This is a genomic window from Methylocystis sp. SC2, from assembly GCF_000304315.1.
Classification (GTDB): Bacteria; Pseudomonadota; Alphaproteobacteria; order Rhizobiales; family Beijerinckiaceae; genus Methylocystis.
Genome location: NC_018485.1, coordinates 423,250 through 437,555 on the forward strand (window position 1 = coordinate 423,250; position 14,306 = coordinate 437,555).

At 63.4% G+C, this 14,306-nt stretch carries 11 protein-coding genes and 2 tRNA genes; 8 read left to right on the plus strand and 5 right to left on the minus strand.

Annotated elements, in window-relative coordinates; all coding sequences use genetic code 11:
• Positions 1–9 precede the first annotated feature (9 nt).
• The gene (locus BN69_RS01985) at positions 10–1,242 is read right to left on the minus strand and encodes an aspartate kinase (RefSeq protein WP_014889865.1); all 1,233 of its coding nucleotides are present in this window, start codon (positions 1,240–1,242) and stop codon (positions 10–12) included.
• Between the two features lie 263 nt (positions 1,243–1,505).
• Here BN69_RS01985 and ubiG point away from each other — a divergent pair, with 263 nt between their 5' ends.
• The gene (gene ubiG, locus BN69_RS01990; protein ID WP_014889866.1) at positions 1,506–2,276 is read left to right on the plus strand and encodes a bifunctional 2-polyprenyl-6-hydroxyphenol methylase/3-demethylubiquinol 3-O-methyltransferase UbiG; all 771 of its coding nucleotides are present in this window, start codon (positions 1,506–1,508) and stop codon (positions 2,274–2,276) included.
• A 75-nt stretch (positions 2,277–2,351) separates the two neighbouring features.
• Complete coding sequence (locus BN69_RS01995) at positions 2,352–2,993, plus strand: invasion associated locus B family protein (protein WP_014889867.1); 642 nt, start codon at positions 2,352–2,354, stop codon at positions 2,991–2,993.
• Here the strand turns inward: BN69_RS01995 and BN69_RS02000 are convergent, their stop codons facing one another.
• Positions 2,994–3,542 (minus strand): cupin domain-containing protein, encoded by a 549-nt coding sequence (locus BN69_RS02000; protein ID WP_014889868.1) that lies wholly within the window; start codon positions 3,540–3,542, stop codon positions 2,994–2,996.
• Positions 3,543–3,845: 303 nt separating this feature from the next.
• Here BN69_RS02000 and BN69_RS19550 point away from each other — a divergent pair, with 303 nt between their 5' ends.
• The 6 genes from BN69_RS19550 (at position 3,846) to BN69_RS18325 (ending at position 7,683) form a co-directional block, all read left to right on the plus strand.
• Positions 3,846–4,010, plus strand: a complete 165-nt coding sequence (locus tag BN69_RS19550; RefSeq protein ID WP_014889869.1) for a hypothetical protein — start codon at positions 3,846–3,848, stop codon at positions 4,008–4,010.
• A gap of 134 nt (positions 4,011–4,144) precedes the next feature.
• Positions 4,145–4,219 (plus strand) — tRNA-Gly (locus BN69_RS02005).
• A 48-nt stretch (positions 4,220–4,267) separates the two neighbouring features.
• A complete protein-coding gene (locus tag BN69_RS02010; protein WP_014889870.1) occupies positions 4,268–5,134 on the plus strand; it encodes a 4-(cytidine 5'-diphospho)-2-C-methyl-D-erythritol kinase in 867 nt (288 codons plus the stop codon).
• Positions 5,131–5,943, plus strand: coding sequence for a TrmH family RNA methyltransferase (locus tag BN69_RS02015; RefSeq protein WP_014889871.1), 813 nt, complete (start codon positions 5,131–5,133; stop codon positions 5,941–5,943). The genes BN69_RS02010 and BN69_RS02015 overlap by 4 nt, the downstream gene beginning before the upstream one ends.
• A gap of 106 nt (positions 5,944–6,049) precedes the next feature.
• Positions 6,050–6,125, plus strand: a tRNA-Thr gene (locus tag BN69_RS02020).
• Between the two features lie 67 nt (positions 6,126–6,192).
• On the plus strand, positions 6,193–7,683 hold the full coding sequence (locus BN69_RS18325; RefSeq protein ID WP_014889872.1) for a rhomboid family protein: 1,491 nt from the start codon (positions 6,193–6,195) through the stop codon (positions 7,681–7,683).
• A gap of 265 nt (positions 7,684–7,948) precedes the next feature.
• Here BN69_RS18325 and BN69_RS02030 read toward each other — a convergent pair whose 3' ends face one another.
• The 3 genes from BN69_RS02030 to BN69_RS02040 are packed head-to-tail and all read right to left on the minus strand — an operon-like array spanning position 7,949 to position 13,855.
• The gene (locus BN69_RS02030) at positions 7,949–9,532 is read right to left on the minus strand and encodes an efflux transporter outer membrane subunit (protein WP_244435014.1); all 1,584 of its coding nucleotides are present in this window, start codon (positions 9,530–9,532) and stop codon (positions 7,949–7,951) included.
• On the minus strand, positions 9,529–12,696 hold the full coding sequence (locus BN69_RS02035; RefSeq protein ID WP_014889874.1) for an efflux RND transporter permease subunit: 3,168 nt from the start codon (positions 12,694–12,696) through the stop codon (positions 9,529–9,531). The genes BN69_RS02030 and BN69_RS02035 overlap by 4 nt, the downstream gene beginning before the upstream one ends.
• Positions 12,689–13,855, minus strand: a complete 1,167-nt coding sequence (locus BN69_RS02040) for an efflux RND transporter periplasmic adaptor subunit (protein ID WP_041927091.1) — start codon at positions 13,853–13,855, stop codon at positions 12,689–12,691. Before BN69_RS02040 ends, BN69_RS02035 begins: the two co-directional genes overlap by 8 nt.
• Positions 13,856–14,306: the final 451 nt, after the last annotated feature.

Sequence of the window (14,306 nt, forward strand, 5' to 3'; positions counted from 1 at the left end):
GCCACCCAGCTAAGCGGCGTCGAGGCCGTAGAGCGAGTGCAGCGTGCGAACGGCGAGTTCGGTATAGGCCTCGTCGATCAACACCGAAAATTTAATCTCCGACGTGGTGATGGCGCGGATATTGACGCCCTTCTGTGACAGAGCGCGAAACGCCTCGGCGGCCACGCCGGCGTGGCTGCGCATGCCGATTCCGATCGCGGAAATTTTGGCCACGTCCTTTTCGCCGGTTATGCTCGCGAAGCCGATCGCGTCCTTGACCTTTTCGATGATTGCAAAGGCGCGCTCGTAATCAGCGGTTCCCACGGTGAAGGTCATGTCGGTCATGCCCTCCTCGGAGACGACCTGCACAATCATGTCGACGTTGATTCCCGCCTCGGCCAAGGGCATGAACACCGCCGCCGCGACGCCCGGCTTGTCGGCGACCCCCCGAAGCGTGATCTGCGCTTCGTCGCGCGAGAAGGCGATGCCTGTGACGACCTGGGCTTCCACAATGTCCTCCTCGTTGCAGATCAGCGTCCCCTGCCCCGGATTTTCCGGATCGTCGAAGGACGAGCGCACATAGGTCTGCACGCCGTGGACCATCGCGACCTCGACCGAGCGCACCTGCAGGACCTTCGCGCCGAGCGACGCCATTTCCAGCATCTCTTCAAAAGCGATCTTGTCCATGCGCCGCGCCTTCGGCACGACGCGCGGATCGGTGGTGTAAACGCCGTCAACGTCCGTATAGATGTCGCAGCGCTTGGCTTTGATCGCCGCCGCGACGGCGACGGCGCTCGTGTCCGAGCCGCCGCGTCCGAGGGTCGTGATCCGCCCGGTTTCACGGTGCACGCCCTGAAAGCCCGCGATGACGGCGACTTCGCCGCGGCTGAAGCCTTCGACGATGCCCGACCCGTCGATTGATTCGATCCGCGCCGCGCCATGCGTGGCGTTGGTGTAGATCGGCGCCTGCCAGCCGAGCCAGGAGCGCGCGGGCACCCCCGCCTTCTGCAACGCCATCGCGAGAAGACCGGCCGTCACCTGTTCTCCCGAGGCGACGACGGCGTCATATTCGCGCTGGTCGCAAAGCGGCGCCGCCTCCTTGCACCAGGCGACAAGCTCATTGGTCTTGCCGGCCATCGCCGAGACCACCACAGCCACCTCACGCCCAGCATCCACCTCGCGCTTCACATGGCGCGCGACATTGTGGATGCGTTCGACGGTGGCGACCGAGGTGCCGCCGAATTTCATAACCAGGCGTGACATGGAGACCGAAAATGGGCGAGGCGCTCGCGTCCCGCGGGAAGCGGCGCTATATGTGTCCGCGTCGGCGGGCCTGTCAACGGCGGCGGCGCCAAGGAATCTTGCTTAAGCTCCTCGTCCTTCGAGACGCGCGCTTCGCGCGCTCCTCAGGATGAGGAGCTTTCGCATCGTTCCCCTGACTTCATCCTGAGGAGACGCCGCAGGCGGCGTCCTCGAAGGACGAGGACAGGGGAAGTAACTTCTCAAAAATTTCGCGAGGCTCCCTCTTGCCCCAACGCTCCGCTCCCCACTCCGCCAGCGTCGATCCCGAAGACGTCGCGCGTTTCAACCGCCTGGCCGAACTTTGGTGGGACAAGAACGGCAAGATGGGGATTCTCCATGAGATCAACCCCATTCGGGTCGCCTATATCCGCGATCACGTGCGCCGCTTCATCCGACATGACGCCGGCGCGCTAAACACGCCCGGAGACCGACCGCTGGCGGGCGTGCGCATCGCCGATATCGGCTGCGGCGGCGGCATATTGAGCGAGTCGCTGGCGCAGCTCGGCGCGCATGTGACCGGGGTCGATCCCGCGCCCAACAACATCGCCATCGCGAAACGGCACGCCGAAACCTCCGGGCTGGACATTGATTATCGCAATATAACCGCCGAAGACCTCGACGCGGCCGGCGAGCAGTTCGACGCCGTGGCGGCGCTCGAAGTCATCGAGCATGTGGAAGGGCCCCGGGAATTCGTCGCCATGCTGGGGCGGCTGCTGAAGCCCGGCGGCCTGCTCTTTCTGGCGACGATCGACCGGACGACGAAAAGCTATCTGCTGGCCATCGTCGCCGCCGAATATGTGCTCGGCTGGGTGCCGAAAGGCACCCATAACCATGACAAATTCATCCGCCCGGACGAACTCTCGTCGTGGGTGCGTCAGGGCGGCATGCGGGAAATCGATCGTGTCGGGATGAGCTTCCAGCCGCTGACCAGACGCTGGCGAAAAAGCCACGATACGGACGTCAATTACTTGATGGCGGCTCGAAAACAAGGCTAGGCTCCGGTCGGCCGGGTCGCGAGAATGCGCTGAAGCTCTTGTTCGCGCCCGCTGTCCTCGGTAAAATCTGAGCCTATGCTTAGAGATTCTCGCACGCGCTCCCGTCTTCTCGTCGCTGTCGCCGCCATCGGCCTGGCGATCGCCTTCGCCGTCAACGCCGCCGAAGCGAAACCCAAGCCGGGCGCCGAAGACGCCCCGGCCGAGGATGCAAACGCCAAAAAGCGAAAGCCGGCCAAAAACGAGAAAGCCGAGAAGCCGGCGGACAAAGGCGCCGACAAGCCGGAGCAGCTCGGCAGCTATGGGGAATGGGGCGCCTACGCCGCGCAGAGCGGCCGCAACAGGACCTGCTATGCGCTTGGGCAGCCGAAAGAGCGGACGCCGAAAGCGAAGCTCAAAGACGCCTCCGCCTATATTTTTATCTCGACGCGGCCCGCGGAAAATATCCACAACGAGGTCGCGATCAATCTGGGCTATCCGACCAAGGACGGCTCGGCCGCTGTGGCCGACATCGACGGCGACAGCTACGAATTGATCACCAAGGGAACCAACGCCTGGGTGAAGGATCAGGCGCGGGAGCGCGAATTCGTCGGCGCGATGCGCGGCGGCGCCAAGCTCATCGTCAAGGCCGCTTCGTCTAAAGGGACAAGCACCACCGACAGCTATTCGCTCAAGGGATTGTCGGACGCGCTCGCCCGCGCCGTGCAGGAATGCAAGTAGTCATCGCGGCCGGACCGCGGTTGGCGGGACGTCCTTGACCGACTCCGCGATCGAGCGGATCTGCGTCGCCACGCCAGGATATTTCGACGCCAGTTGATCGATATCGCCGATTTCAACGTCCTGCGGCGTGACGCCCGGCCATTCGGTGCTGGCGCCGAAAAACCAGCGTCCGCCGCCCAGAAGCCGCGCCGTATGAAAAGTGTCGCCGGGAATCAGCAGCTGAACGCTCTGGCCGGCGCGCAGATCCGGTCCGACCACCACGCGCGCGGTTGAGCCGTCGCCATGCAGCATGAAGAGCTCCAGCGGATCGCCCAGGTAGTAATGATAGAGCTGATCGTTGCGGATTCGGTGCAGCCGAACCGGCGCGTGCGGCGTCACCAGAAAGTAGAGCGCTGAACCCGCTGGCCCGCTGCGCGCGAAAGGCGGCGGCAACGCGTCCGCGCCAAAGAACAGCCTGCTCGTATAGGTGATGCGGACAAAGCCGCATGTCGCGTTGGGCTCGAGCGCCAGCAGATCGACGATCTCTTCATAGCTCAGAGATTCGGACATGGCGAACCCTTCGGTTTGAGCCAATGGCGACGGCGGAGATTTTGATAACACGCGGGCGCGCCGAACGGCGCATCGGGCGACGCCTGGGTCCACCAAGTATAAATCTTATGATACCAAGTATTTGACCAACAGAAATACTGTCTGTGGTCCTTGTTTTCATGAACCGTTTCCGCAGACTACGCCCAGCCATGGCAGTCCCCCTGTAGCTGTCCTGGTGGACGGCGACGGTTTTCATCGCTGCATCATCCGTCGCCGTCCCTGTCCTTCCGGCGAAAGCCGAACAACATAAAATGGGAGAGGCAAATGGCCGTGAATGTTCACGACGGCGAAGTCGGCAAGATCCTCATGTATCTGATTGGCTTCACCGCTTTCGTCATCGTCGCTCTGACCTGGGTGCCGCATTGGATCTCGCCTGACAGCGCGAACATCACCGGAAACACCGGCAATACGGCGCGCATGATCGAGTGACGTCGCGCGACGCTCCGGGAGCCGTCCCTTCCGGAGCGTCGACGCGGGCGCGTCGCGCCAGTTGCAAAGCAAATTCGTTTCCGGCATAACGACGCCGCGACGGTTCGGCGACACGCTCAGCCGGCGCGACGGATGCGGGTGTAGCTCAGGGGTAGAGCACAACCTTGCCAAGGTTGGGGTCGAGGGTTCGAATCCCTTCGCCCGCTCCAATTCAACGCGCTCCGCGAATTCGCCCCCACTGCGGAGACCGGGGTTAGATGCTGACGACGCGCGCCCCCGCGAAAATCAATCTCACGCTTCATGTCCTCGGCCGTCGGGAAGACGGCTATCACGCGCTCGAAAGCCTCGTGGCCTTTTCCGGCGCGGGAGACACATTGTCCCTCACGCCGGACGACGCGCTGTCGCTCGACATTTCGGGCCCCACCTCCTCCGCCGCCGGCGCCGGCGACGACAATCTCGTGCTGCGCGCCGCACGGCGCCTCGCCGAAGAGATCAAGGGCCTGCGGCTCGGCCGGTTTCGACTCGAGAAGCGCCTGCCTGTCGCGGCCGGCATAGGCGGCGGCTCGTCGGACGCCGCCGCGGCGCTGCGCCTTTTGACCAAGGCGAATCATCTCGCGCCCGACGACCCGCGCATCATCGAGGTCGCGCGCGCGATCGGCGCGGACGTGCCGGTCTGCCTCGAGGCGAGGGCGCGCATGATGCGCGGCGCCGGAGAGATTCTCGGCGCACCGATTCGCCTGCCGCTCCTGCCGGCCGTGCTGATCAACCCCGGGGCGCCGGTGGCGACGGGCCCGGTCTTCGCCGCGCTCGGACTGCGGCCCGGCGCGACGCGCGAAGACGCCGCGCATGCCGACGTCGCCGCCCGGCCAAGCGCGGAAGAACTCCTTGCGGCCTTGGCGAGGGGGCGCAACGACCTCGAAGACGCCGCCTGTCTGCAGGCGCCCGTGATCGTCGACGCGCTCGCCCTGTTGCGCGGCGCCCGCGGCTGCAGGCTCGCGCGGATGTCCGGCTCGGGGGCGACATGCTTCGCGCTGTTTTCGACGCGGCGCGAGGCTGTGCGCGCCGCCGGCGTCATTCGCGCCCAGCATCCGGGATGGTGGGTCAAGACGGCCGTGCTTAGATGACCCGCCGGCCCCCGCCCAGGGACCGCAGCGCGCATGAGAGGGGCCGGCGCGCGGCGGCCGCTCAATCCGAGACGCGCAGCCCGTTCCGCTCCGCTGCGCCCGACCTTGTCACGCTTTACGGCGCGCATCCGGTGCGCGCCGCGCTGACCGCGCGCAGGCGCAAGCTGCTGACGCTTTACGCGACCGAAACCGCGCTGCCGCGCATCAACGAACTCGCGCGGGCGGCGGGGCTTGAGCCGCGCCTCGTCGACGCGCGCGATCTCGAGCGGCGGCTCGGTCCCGAGGCCGTGCATCAGGGCCTGCTGCTCGAAGCGCGGCCGCTGCCGGAGGCGGACATTTCCGACATCGTCAGCGTCAGCGGCGTCGTGCTCGCGCTCGACCAGATCACCGATCCGCACAATGTCGGCGCGATCCTGCGCACGGCCTGCGCCTTTAACGTCGACGCGGTGATTGTCACGGAACGGCATAGTCCGGAGTTTTCCGGCGTGCTCGCCAAAGCGGCCTCCGGCGCGCTGGAATTCACGACGATCGTCTCCGTCGTCAATCTGGCGCGCGCGCTCGACGAACTCGCCGATCACGGCTACGCCCGCGTCGGACTCGATTCGGACGGCGCCGAATCGCTTTCGATCATTCCGCTGTCCAAGCCGCTGGCGCTGGTTCTCGGCGCCGAGGACAAGGGATTGCGGCGCCTGACGCGCGAACGCTGCGACGCCGTGGCGCGGCTCGATCTTCCCGGGCCGATCAAGAGCCTCAACGTGTCGAACGCCTGCGCCGCGGCGTTGAGCGTCGTGACGACCCGGCTCGGGTGAGCGTGGGGCTGGGATGAGGCTCGGGTGAGCGCCCGACGCGGGATTGACCTCTCCGCCGGCTTGGACGCATAGAGAAGTCGCGCGATGCGCCTCGATGACGCCACGGGCCGGTTTAGCTCAGCTGGTAGAGCAACTGATTTGTAATCAGTAGGTCGCGGGTTCGAATCCTGCAACCGGCACCAAGCTTACGCCAAGTCGACGACGGCTTCGCCGAAATTCATTTAACGGAATTGCATCGAAAGAATAGGAATGGTCTCGACCACGCAGCAGGCCGCGCCTGTGGTGCAAATTGAAACCGACCAAACATTCCTCACACTGCGCGAATCACGCGGCCGGCTGTTGGGATTTTTTCTCATCAGCCTGCTTTTCGCCACGATCGGCGCGGCGATGCTCGCAAGTCCGCGACCAGGACAACCCGACGCAACATTCGGAATCATGATTGTCGTTTTTTTCGGGCTGGGCGGCCTGGTGTTCTTACGTCGGCTCATCGCGGCCCGGCGCGCCACAGCCATTTTGACGAACGAAGGCGTCACTTGTCCTGCGGCTTATGACGGCGTGCTTCCATGGAGCGCCGTGCAGAGTTGCGAATATATAGACCGCGGCAGCGCCCGCGTCCTTTGTGTGACGCCTTATCCCGACGTCGCCGACGATATGTGTTGGAAGGGCTTCACCCGCTGGGCGCTATTCCTGCGGGGAAAGACGGCGGCGCGTTTCGCCATCCCGCTCAATTCGACTCCCAAAGACGAGGCCAGATTCGTAGACGCCTTCATCGCGCAGGTGAACGAAGCCAAAGCAGATCAGCCTGAAAACTCGCATTTACGTCAGATCGATGCGAGCCAGGCCAATTTCGCCGCGCAGGCGCAGGCGCATGAGGCGCAAAGCGAAGACGCCACGACTTTCCCCTATGTCACAGCGGGATTAACCGCACTGCTCGTCTTGATTTATTTCGCCGAGCTTGGCGCAAACAAAGGTTCGTCAGGCGACGCGAAAACGCCTTCGATTGAGACGCTGGTGCAATTTGGCGGCGTCTTCAGACTGGCGGTCGACCAAGGAGAATGGCTGCGCATATTTTCCGCGCCGCTGCTGCACGCAAGTTTCGAACACCTGCTGTTGAATTGCATTGCGCTGTGGATCGTCGGCGTGCGTTTTGAACGCTATGTTGGCTCGGGGTGGTTCGGAGCGGTTTTCGCCGGCAGCGCCATTGCAGGATCGCTGATGTCGCTGGCGTTCAATCCCCCCAATCTCGTCAGCGTCGGCGCGTCGGGAGGCATCGTCGGGCTCTTCGCGGCGACGGCGCTGGCGAGCCGGCATTTTCCGCCGGGTCGGATGCGGGCGCTGATGGTGACGACGGCGGCGCAGACCCTCGTGCCTTCGCTGATCCCGCTTCTCACTGCGCCCGGTGGTGGCAAGATTGATTACGCAAGCCATTTTGGCGGCGCTCTCGGCGGCGCGGCGCTGGGCGCCGCGCTACTCGCGCTGTGGCCGCAAGCGCTGATCCGGCCACGCTATGGGAAAGCAGCGGCGATCGGCGCGGCTCTATATGCGCTGATCGGCGTCGGCGAGGTGATCTCGAACAATGATGTCCCCGCGCAGCCCACCGCGCGACCTACTCATGTGCAATCTCTGCCGCGCCCGCCGCAGAGCAACCTTCCCCATTATACGCTCCCCGAATCTATGACGGGACGGCGGGCGCCGCTCAAGCACGCGGGACCCAGCGCGCCGACGGCAAGAAAGAACTGAGGCCGATCCACGCGCCGCCGACGTCGCGTCGAACTGTAAATACCATCCACCCTAACAGCCGCAGGGCGCCGGCGGCGTGTTCGGCTGCAGGGCATGAGTTTCGATGGCGCCAACACCCGATTCACTTGGCTTTGGGCTCGCGCCGGTCACCCTAGAGCGCTTCCCGATCACATCGAATCATATGATCGATAAGGAATCGCCCAAAATCAAAAACGGTGGAGCAGGTTCTCATCGAAAAAGTCTGTCAACTTTTTCGGAGCCTGCTCTAATGAGGCATGTCCGGAGCGCGATTCCACCAGCCGCCGCCGAGCGCCATGAAAAGCGCCGCGGTGTCGGCGAGACGCGTCGCCTCGGCCTGCACGCGCAACAATGACGCGCTGAAGTAGATCCGCTGTGCGGTAAACACGGCGATCTGCGAGACCTGGCCGTATTTCAATTGCATGCGCACGATATCAAGGCTGCGCTTCGCGGCGTCTTCGCTCTTGCGAGCGGTTTCGACCGCTCGGGCGTCCGCCTGCAGGGAACGCAGCGCGTCGGTGACGTTCTGAAAGGCGTTGATGACCGTGCTGCGATATTGCGCGTCCGCCTGCTCCAACGCCGCGACCGACGAACGTTCCTTGTTCAACAGAGTCATGCCGTCGAAAAGCGGCTGCGCGGCGCCGGCGGCGAGCGTGTAGAAGCCTGTGCCGGGCGCAAAGAGCTGCGCGACATGAAAGGCGCTGGCGCCGAGATTGGCCGAGAGCGTGATATTCGGCAGCCGGTTGGCGCGCGCGATGCCGACCGCGGCGGTCGCGGCATGAAGATTGGCCTCCGCGGCGCGGATGTCCGGGCGTTGCGCGACCAGCGTCGAGGGCACGCTCAGCGGAACTGTTCCGGGCAGCGTCAGCTGCGAGAGCCTGAATTTCTGTTCGATCTCGTCAAAGGAAAACCGGCCGGCGAGCGCGGTCAGGAGGTCGCGCTGAAGCGCGAGCTGCTTTTCAAGCGGCGGCAGCGCCTGCTCCGCCTGCGCGAGCGCCGCCTCCTGCGCAACGACATCGGCCTTGGCGATCGAGCCGAATGAATATTGCCGGTTCAGGATTTCGAGCGAGTCCTTCAGGATCGTAATAATGTTTTTCGTCGCCTCGATCTGTCCGCGGATCGACGCCTCTTGAATGGCGGCGACGACGACATTCGAGGTAAGCGCAAGCCGCGCCGCCTCCAACTGAAACCCCGCCTGTTGGGTCTGCGCCTCAAGCGATTCCAGCGTTCGTCGGTTCAGTCCCCAGATGTCCGGCGCGTAGCTGATCGAGAGCTGCTTCAGAAACAGGCCGTAAGGCGCGTTTGGATTGTTCGTCGCGGGGCTGGGGGTCGCCTGTCCGGTGACGATGTTGTAGGGGCTCGGGTAGAACTGGTTGAACAGCGACTGGTTGATGGCGCTGAGCGCGCGGTTGTTCGACTGAAGATTCTGGCTTTCGTTGGCGAGGATCCCGACCTGAGGCAGAAGCGCGCCGCGTTGCGCTTCGGCGTTGAAATAAGCGACGCCAATCGCCGCCTCCGCCGCTTCGAGCGAGGGATTGTGCTCCAGCGCGTCGCGCACGAGCGTGTCGAGCGGCTTTGAGCGATAAAGCGCCCACCAATCCGCCGGAATGTCGCGTCCTTCGACGAAACGCTGGCCCGAGCCAGGGGACGCCGTCCCTTCCGGCGTGAAATGCGGCGCGTTCGGGCCAAGCGGCTGGACGAAGTCAGGGCCGACCATGCAACCGGCGAGCGAACTGGCGAGCCACGCAAGAGTCGCGACGCGCCTGACGGACGCGGCGCCGGGTCTTTGCCTGCAGATGTCGCTCGTCTTGCCCATGCGCCGGATGATCAAACTCGTAGGATCTCGTTGGCGCTGCCGCTCGCGCGCTTTTCCACGAAGCGCTCGATCACAAAATGCAACGTCGGAATGACGAAGAGGATCAAACCGGTCGCCGCCAACAGTCCGCCGACGATGACCGTGCCGAGGCCGCGCTGAACGTCGCTGCCGACGCCTGTCGCCAGCGCCGCCGGCAGCATGCCCACCATCGGCACGGCCGACGTCATCAGCACGGAACGGAAACGTTCCGCCGCGCCTTCAAGAACCTGATCGCGAAAGTTCGCCCGCTCATCGCCGCTGCTTTCGCCGCCGGCGGCGTCCGCGCCCAGCCGGCGCGCGCGCGCTGACGCGACATGCACCGCCGTGACGCGATTGAGATGCGACACCATGATGATGCCGTTTTGCACCGCGACGCCGAAAAGCGCCAAGAATCCCACGCCCGTCGCGACGTTCAGCGTCTCTCGCGTCATGATCAGCGCGACGAGACCGCCGAGCGCCGACAGCGGCACCACCCCGAGAATGAGCAGCGCGTTTCGCAGCTTGGCGAAGCCAATGTAAAGGATCAGCAGCATCAACAGCAGCACGACGCCGACGATGATCGAGAGCCGCGCCTGCGCGCGCTGTTGATTTTCGAATTTTCCGCTCCAAACGACGCTGTTCATCTGCTTGTCGTACGAAACGGTCTCGGCGACCTTCTTTTGCGCCTCCGCAAGATAGGAGCTGAGATCCCGGTCGGCGTAGTCGAGTCGAACCGTCAGCACGCGTTTGGTTTTCTCGTGCGAAATGGCGCTTTCCCCGTTCTGCAACGAGATCTTTGATATTGCCGATAAGGGGATCTGCACGCCCGACGAGGCCTTCACAAGAAGATCGCTAAGCTCTTCCGGACTGCTGCGCGACTGAAGCGGAAAGCGCACCGTCATGTCGTAGCTGCGGTCGTTCACGTAAATCTGTCCGATCGGGGCGCCGCCCACTCCGATCTGGATCATGTTCGACACGTCGGAAACATTGATGCCGTAGCGCGCGGCTGCGGCGCGATCGATATGGAAGGCGATCTGCGGAATCGGCGGCTCCTGCACAAGCGACGTCTGCGTGGTGCCCTTCACCGTCTTCAGAGCGGCGACGATCTCATTGCCGATGCGGCGCGTCTCCTTGAGGTCTTCACCGAAAATCTTGACCACCATGGCGCTGTGAGCGCCGCTGACGAGATCATTGACGTTGTCGATGATCGGTTGGCTCACGCCGACGTCCATGCCTGGAAGCTTACTGAGGCGGTTGGTCAGCTTGGCGATGAATTGTTCCTTCGTCTCGCGTTCGGGCCAGGAGTCGTAGCGGTTCAGTCCAACGGGCGCCTCGATATGGCTCGTGGTCCAGGGGTCCGTGCGATCGTCGTTCCGGCCGATCTGAGTGATGACGTAGGAGACTTCCGGAAACTCCATCACGGCGCGACGTAAATCGCTCGCCATGTCGGACGCTTTTTCGAAGGATATGCCGCTGGGCAGCTGCACTTGCAGCCAAAGCGAGCCTTCGTCGAGATTGGGAAGAAAGTCGCGTCCCACCGCGCCGCCGGCCATGACGACTCCCCAAACGCCGACCGCTGTCGTGACATAGACGATCGCCGGTCGCTGCAAGCAGCGATAGAGCAGTTCCTTGTAGCGCGCCTCCATCCATTCGAGCGCGCGGTTGTGAAAGGGCTTCGAGGGATAGCGCAACGCCATATAGGCAAGGCTGGGCACGAGCATCAGCGTGCACAGCAGGGCGCCGATCAGAGCGTAGGCGATCGTATAGGCGACCGGCGCGAAAAGTCGGGCCTCGACGCGCTCCAGTCCCAAGAGCGGCACGTAACCGGCGATGATGATGACGGTGGCGAAAAAGATCGGCCGCACCACCTGGCCGACGACGAATTGAACGTCCTCGACCCGAAGCTCGCGATCGGGATTGTGCTCCCGCAGCCGGAGAATCGATTCGGTGACGATGATCGCGCCGTCGACGATAATGCCGAAGTCGATCGACCCGAGGGACAGAAGATTCGCCGGCAGCTTGGTGAAGTTCATCATGATGAAGGCGAAGGCCAGCGACAGCGGAATTGTCGCGGCCACGACCAGCGAACTCCGCGGGCTGCCGAGAAAAAGCATCAACACGATCACGACGAGGACGATGCCTTCCGTCACCGTGTGCGCAACCTTCGAGACCGTGAGCTGCACGAGCTCATTGCGGTCCATGTAGGGAACGATTTTTACCTCCTGGGGCGCAAGTTGCGCATTGAGTTCGTCAATCCGATCGTGCAGCGCCTTCAAAACGACCGTGGCGTTCTCGCCTTTCAGCATCTGCACGACGCCCTGAATGGCGTTCGAGTTGTAGTCCTTGCCCAGCATGCCTTCGCGTTCCTGGGCGCTGTACCGCGGCGTCCCGACGTCGCGGGTCAACACGGGGACGCCGCCATGCTCGGCGATGACAATGTTTCCCAGGTCCTCCTTGGTGCGGACGAGGCCAATGCTGCGAATGACATAGGCTTGTTCGCCGCGCGTGATGCGGCTGCCGCCGGCGCTGGCGCTGTTTGCAGCGATGGAGTTGGTGACGTCCGTAAGTCCGAGCCCATAGCGCTGCATGGCGACCGGATCGAGCTGGAGCTGAAACTGACGCGTGACGCCGCCGAAATTGGCGACGCTGGCGACGCCGGGGACCTGGTTGAGCGCCGGAATCACGATCCAGCGCTGGATCTCCGAGAGTTCTTCGACATTCTTGGCGTCGGACTCGAGAGTATATCTGAGAATTTCTCCCGTCGGACCCGTCAGAGGTCCAAGCGCCGGCTGAATGTTGGCGGGAAGCGACACCTGCCCGATGCGCTCCAACACGCGTTGACGCGCCCAATAGTCCTCGACGCCGTCCTTGAACACCATGGTGATAAGCGACAACGCGAAGGTGCTGGTCGAGCGGATCGTGAGCAAGCCTGGCGTGCTCGCCAGCGCGCGCTCCAGGGGAACGGTGATCTGCTGTTCCACTTCCTCGGCGGCAAGGCCCATGGCCTTGGTCGTGACGATGACCGTCACGTCGCCGATTTCGGGATAGGCTTCGATCTTGAGCTGTGTCCAGGAATAGACGCCGCAGGCGAAGATGATCGCCGTCGCCAATATCACGCCGGCGCGGTTCCTGAGGCAAAACTCGACGATGCGCTCAATCATTCAAGAGCACCCCGCCCCGCACGACGATCCGCTGGCCGGCGTTAAGTCCCTCGACAACCGCGCCGCCGTTGATGTCGGCTTCGGGGTCGACGGGCCTCCGCTCGAAGGTCCATGGCGCGACCTCGAGGAAAACATTCGACGCATCGTTGACCATCATCAGAGCCGAAGGGGGAATAACCACGCGCTGCGACGGCGGCGAGAAGAAGCGCACGGTCGCGAACATGTTCAACTTGAACATGCCGTTCGGGTTGTCGAACGCGATGCGCACCTTGTTGCGGCGCGTGTCCGCCTCGAGCAACTGGCTGATAATCTCGACCTTGCCGACGAAGATTTCGCGAGGATAGGCGACGAGCGAGACTTCGACCCTTTCCCCCTTCTGCACAAAGGAGAGATCTTTCTCCTGTACGCTTGCGGTGACCCATACGCGATCGAGATTGGAGATGGTCATCATCGGCGATGTGGTGTTGTCGATGAAATCGCCAGGAGCCGTATCAAGCGCCGTAATCGTGCCGTCGATCGGCGCATTGAGGGTGATCTTCCGCTGGCCCGTGAGCTTGCTGTTGTCGCCAATCACGTCGAGCCGGGCTTCGGCGCGCTTCAATTCCGACGTCGCCTGCAGAAAGTCGTTCTGCGCCTGCTCCAGTTCTCTCAGCGCGAGACCGCCCGCCTTATTCAGTCCCGTGGCGCGATCGAGCGCGCTCTTGGTCAGCTTCGCGGTGGCTCGGGCCTTTTCGGCATCGGCCACCGCCTGCGCCAAATCGCCTGAATCAATGGTCGCTAGCGGCTGGCCCCTCTTTACGTTGTCGCCCAGTTCGACGTTGAGCTCGCTCACCCGTCCGTTGACGGGCGCCAAAACTCTCACCGTCCGCGCCGGATCGGCTTCGACCGCGCCGGGGACGATGCGGCTCAGGCTGACGTTCCGGGTTTCGACCGGGGCGACGGCGATGTGACTCCGGTAGGGCGAACCGGCCGGAATGAAGATCGTTTTACCTTTGCGCAAGAGCGGCGGCGCGCGTCGCCCTTCTTGCAGCGGCCCTGTCTCGTGGCGGGAGAAAATCCTCTCCGTAGCGAAGCGATAAATCAGCGTGCCGAACAGGACCAATGCGGCGGCCATTGCGGCGCTGCAGATTTCGCGCCGGCTCAAAGCAAAACGGTTCATGAGACCCAGCGCTCGTTTTACGTCCAGTTTGTCGCTCAACAGACTCATGCCCGAGGGCCCGCCGCATTCGCAAGGGAAGGGAACAGTCAATTCGCTCCAGCTTAACGACAGCGAACTGCGACTGAATGGTGACTGACCACTTTGCCAAGTGACTTAGATGCGACTGGTTTGTTTCTAGAATATTGCTGCAACGCCAGTTCCCCGATTCGGGACTGTTTCATGAGCGCAGTTGGCGCCACGAAACTAGGCAATGCAGCAATGGGCGAGCACGCAATGATCGCGCCTGATGAGGCGCGCGCGGGATGAGGCCGACTCGCTTTCTTGCCGGACGCCAGCATCGGCGCCGACGCCGCGCTACAGGGGACTGAATCGGAGGCTCCGGCGGGCGCGCGTGAAAACAAACAATTGTATAAACGCTTACGCGCGCATCAAAAAAGAAGGGCGAGACGGC

What these genes read in the sequence shown, in the direction of transcription:
- BN69_RS01995 (WP_014889867.1), top strand. Translation starts at nt 2,352, where the DNA reads ATGCTTAGAGATTCTCGCACGCGCTCCCGTCTTCTCGTCGCTGTCGCC.
- BN69_RS02015 (WP_014889871.1), top strand. Translation starts at nt 5,131, where the DNA reads ATGACCCGCCGGCCCCCGCCCAGGGACCGCAGCGCGCATGAGAGGGGC.
- BN69_RS19550 (WP_014889869.1), top strand. Translation starts at nt 3,846, where the DNA reads ATGGCCGTGAATGTTCACGACGGCGAAGTCGGCAAGATCCTCATGTAT.
- BN69_RS02040 (WP_041927091.1), bottom strand. Translation starts at nt 13,855, where the DNA reads ATGAACCGTTTTGCTTTGAGCCGGCGCGAAATCTGCAGCGCCGCAATG.
- BN69_RS02035 (WP_014889874.1), bottom strand. Translation starts at nt 12,696, where the DNA reads ATGATTGAGCGCATCGTCGAGTTTTGCCTCAGGAACCGCGCCGGCGTG.
- BN69_RS02010 (WP_014889870.1), top strand. Translation starts at nt 4,268, where the DNA reads ATGCTGACGACGCGCGCCCCCGCGAAAATCAATCTCACGCTTCATGTC.
- BN69_RS01985 (WP_014889865.1), bottom strand. Translation starts at nt 1,242, where the DNA reads ATGTCACGCCTGGTTATGAAATTCGGCGGCACCTCGGTCGCCACCGTC.
- BN69_RS18325 (WP_014889872.1), top strand. Translation starts at nt 6,193, where the DNA reads ATGGTCTCGACCACGCAGCAGGCCGCGCCTGTGGTGCAAATTGAAACC.
- BN69_RS02000 (WP_014889868.1), bottom strand. Translation starts at nt 3,542, where the DNA reads ATGTCCGAATCTCTGAGCTATGAAGAGATCGTCGATCTGCTGGCGCTC.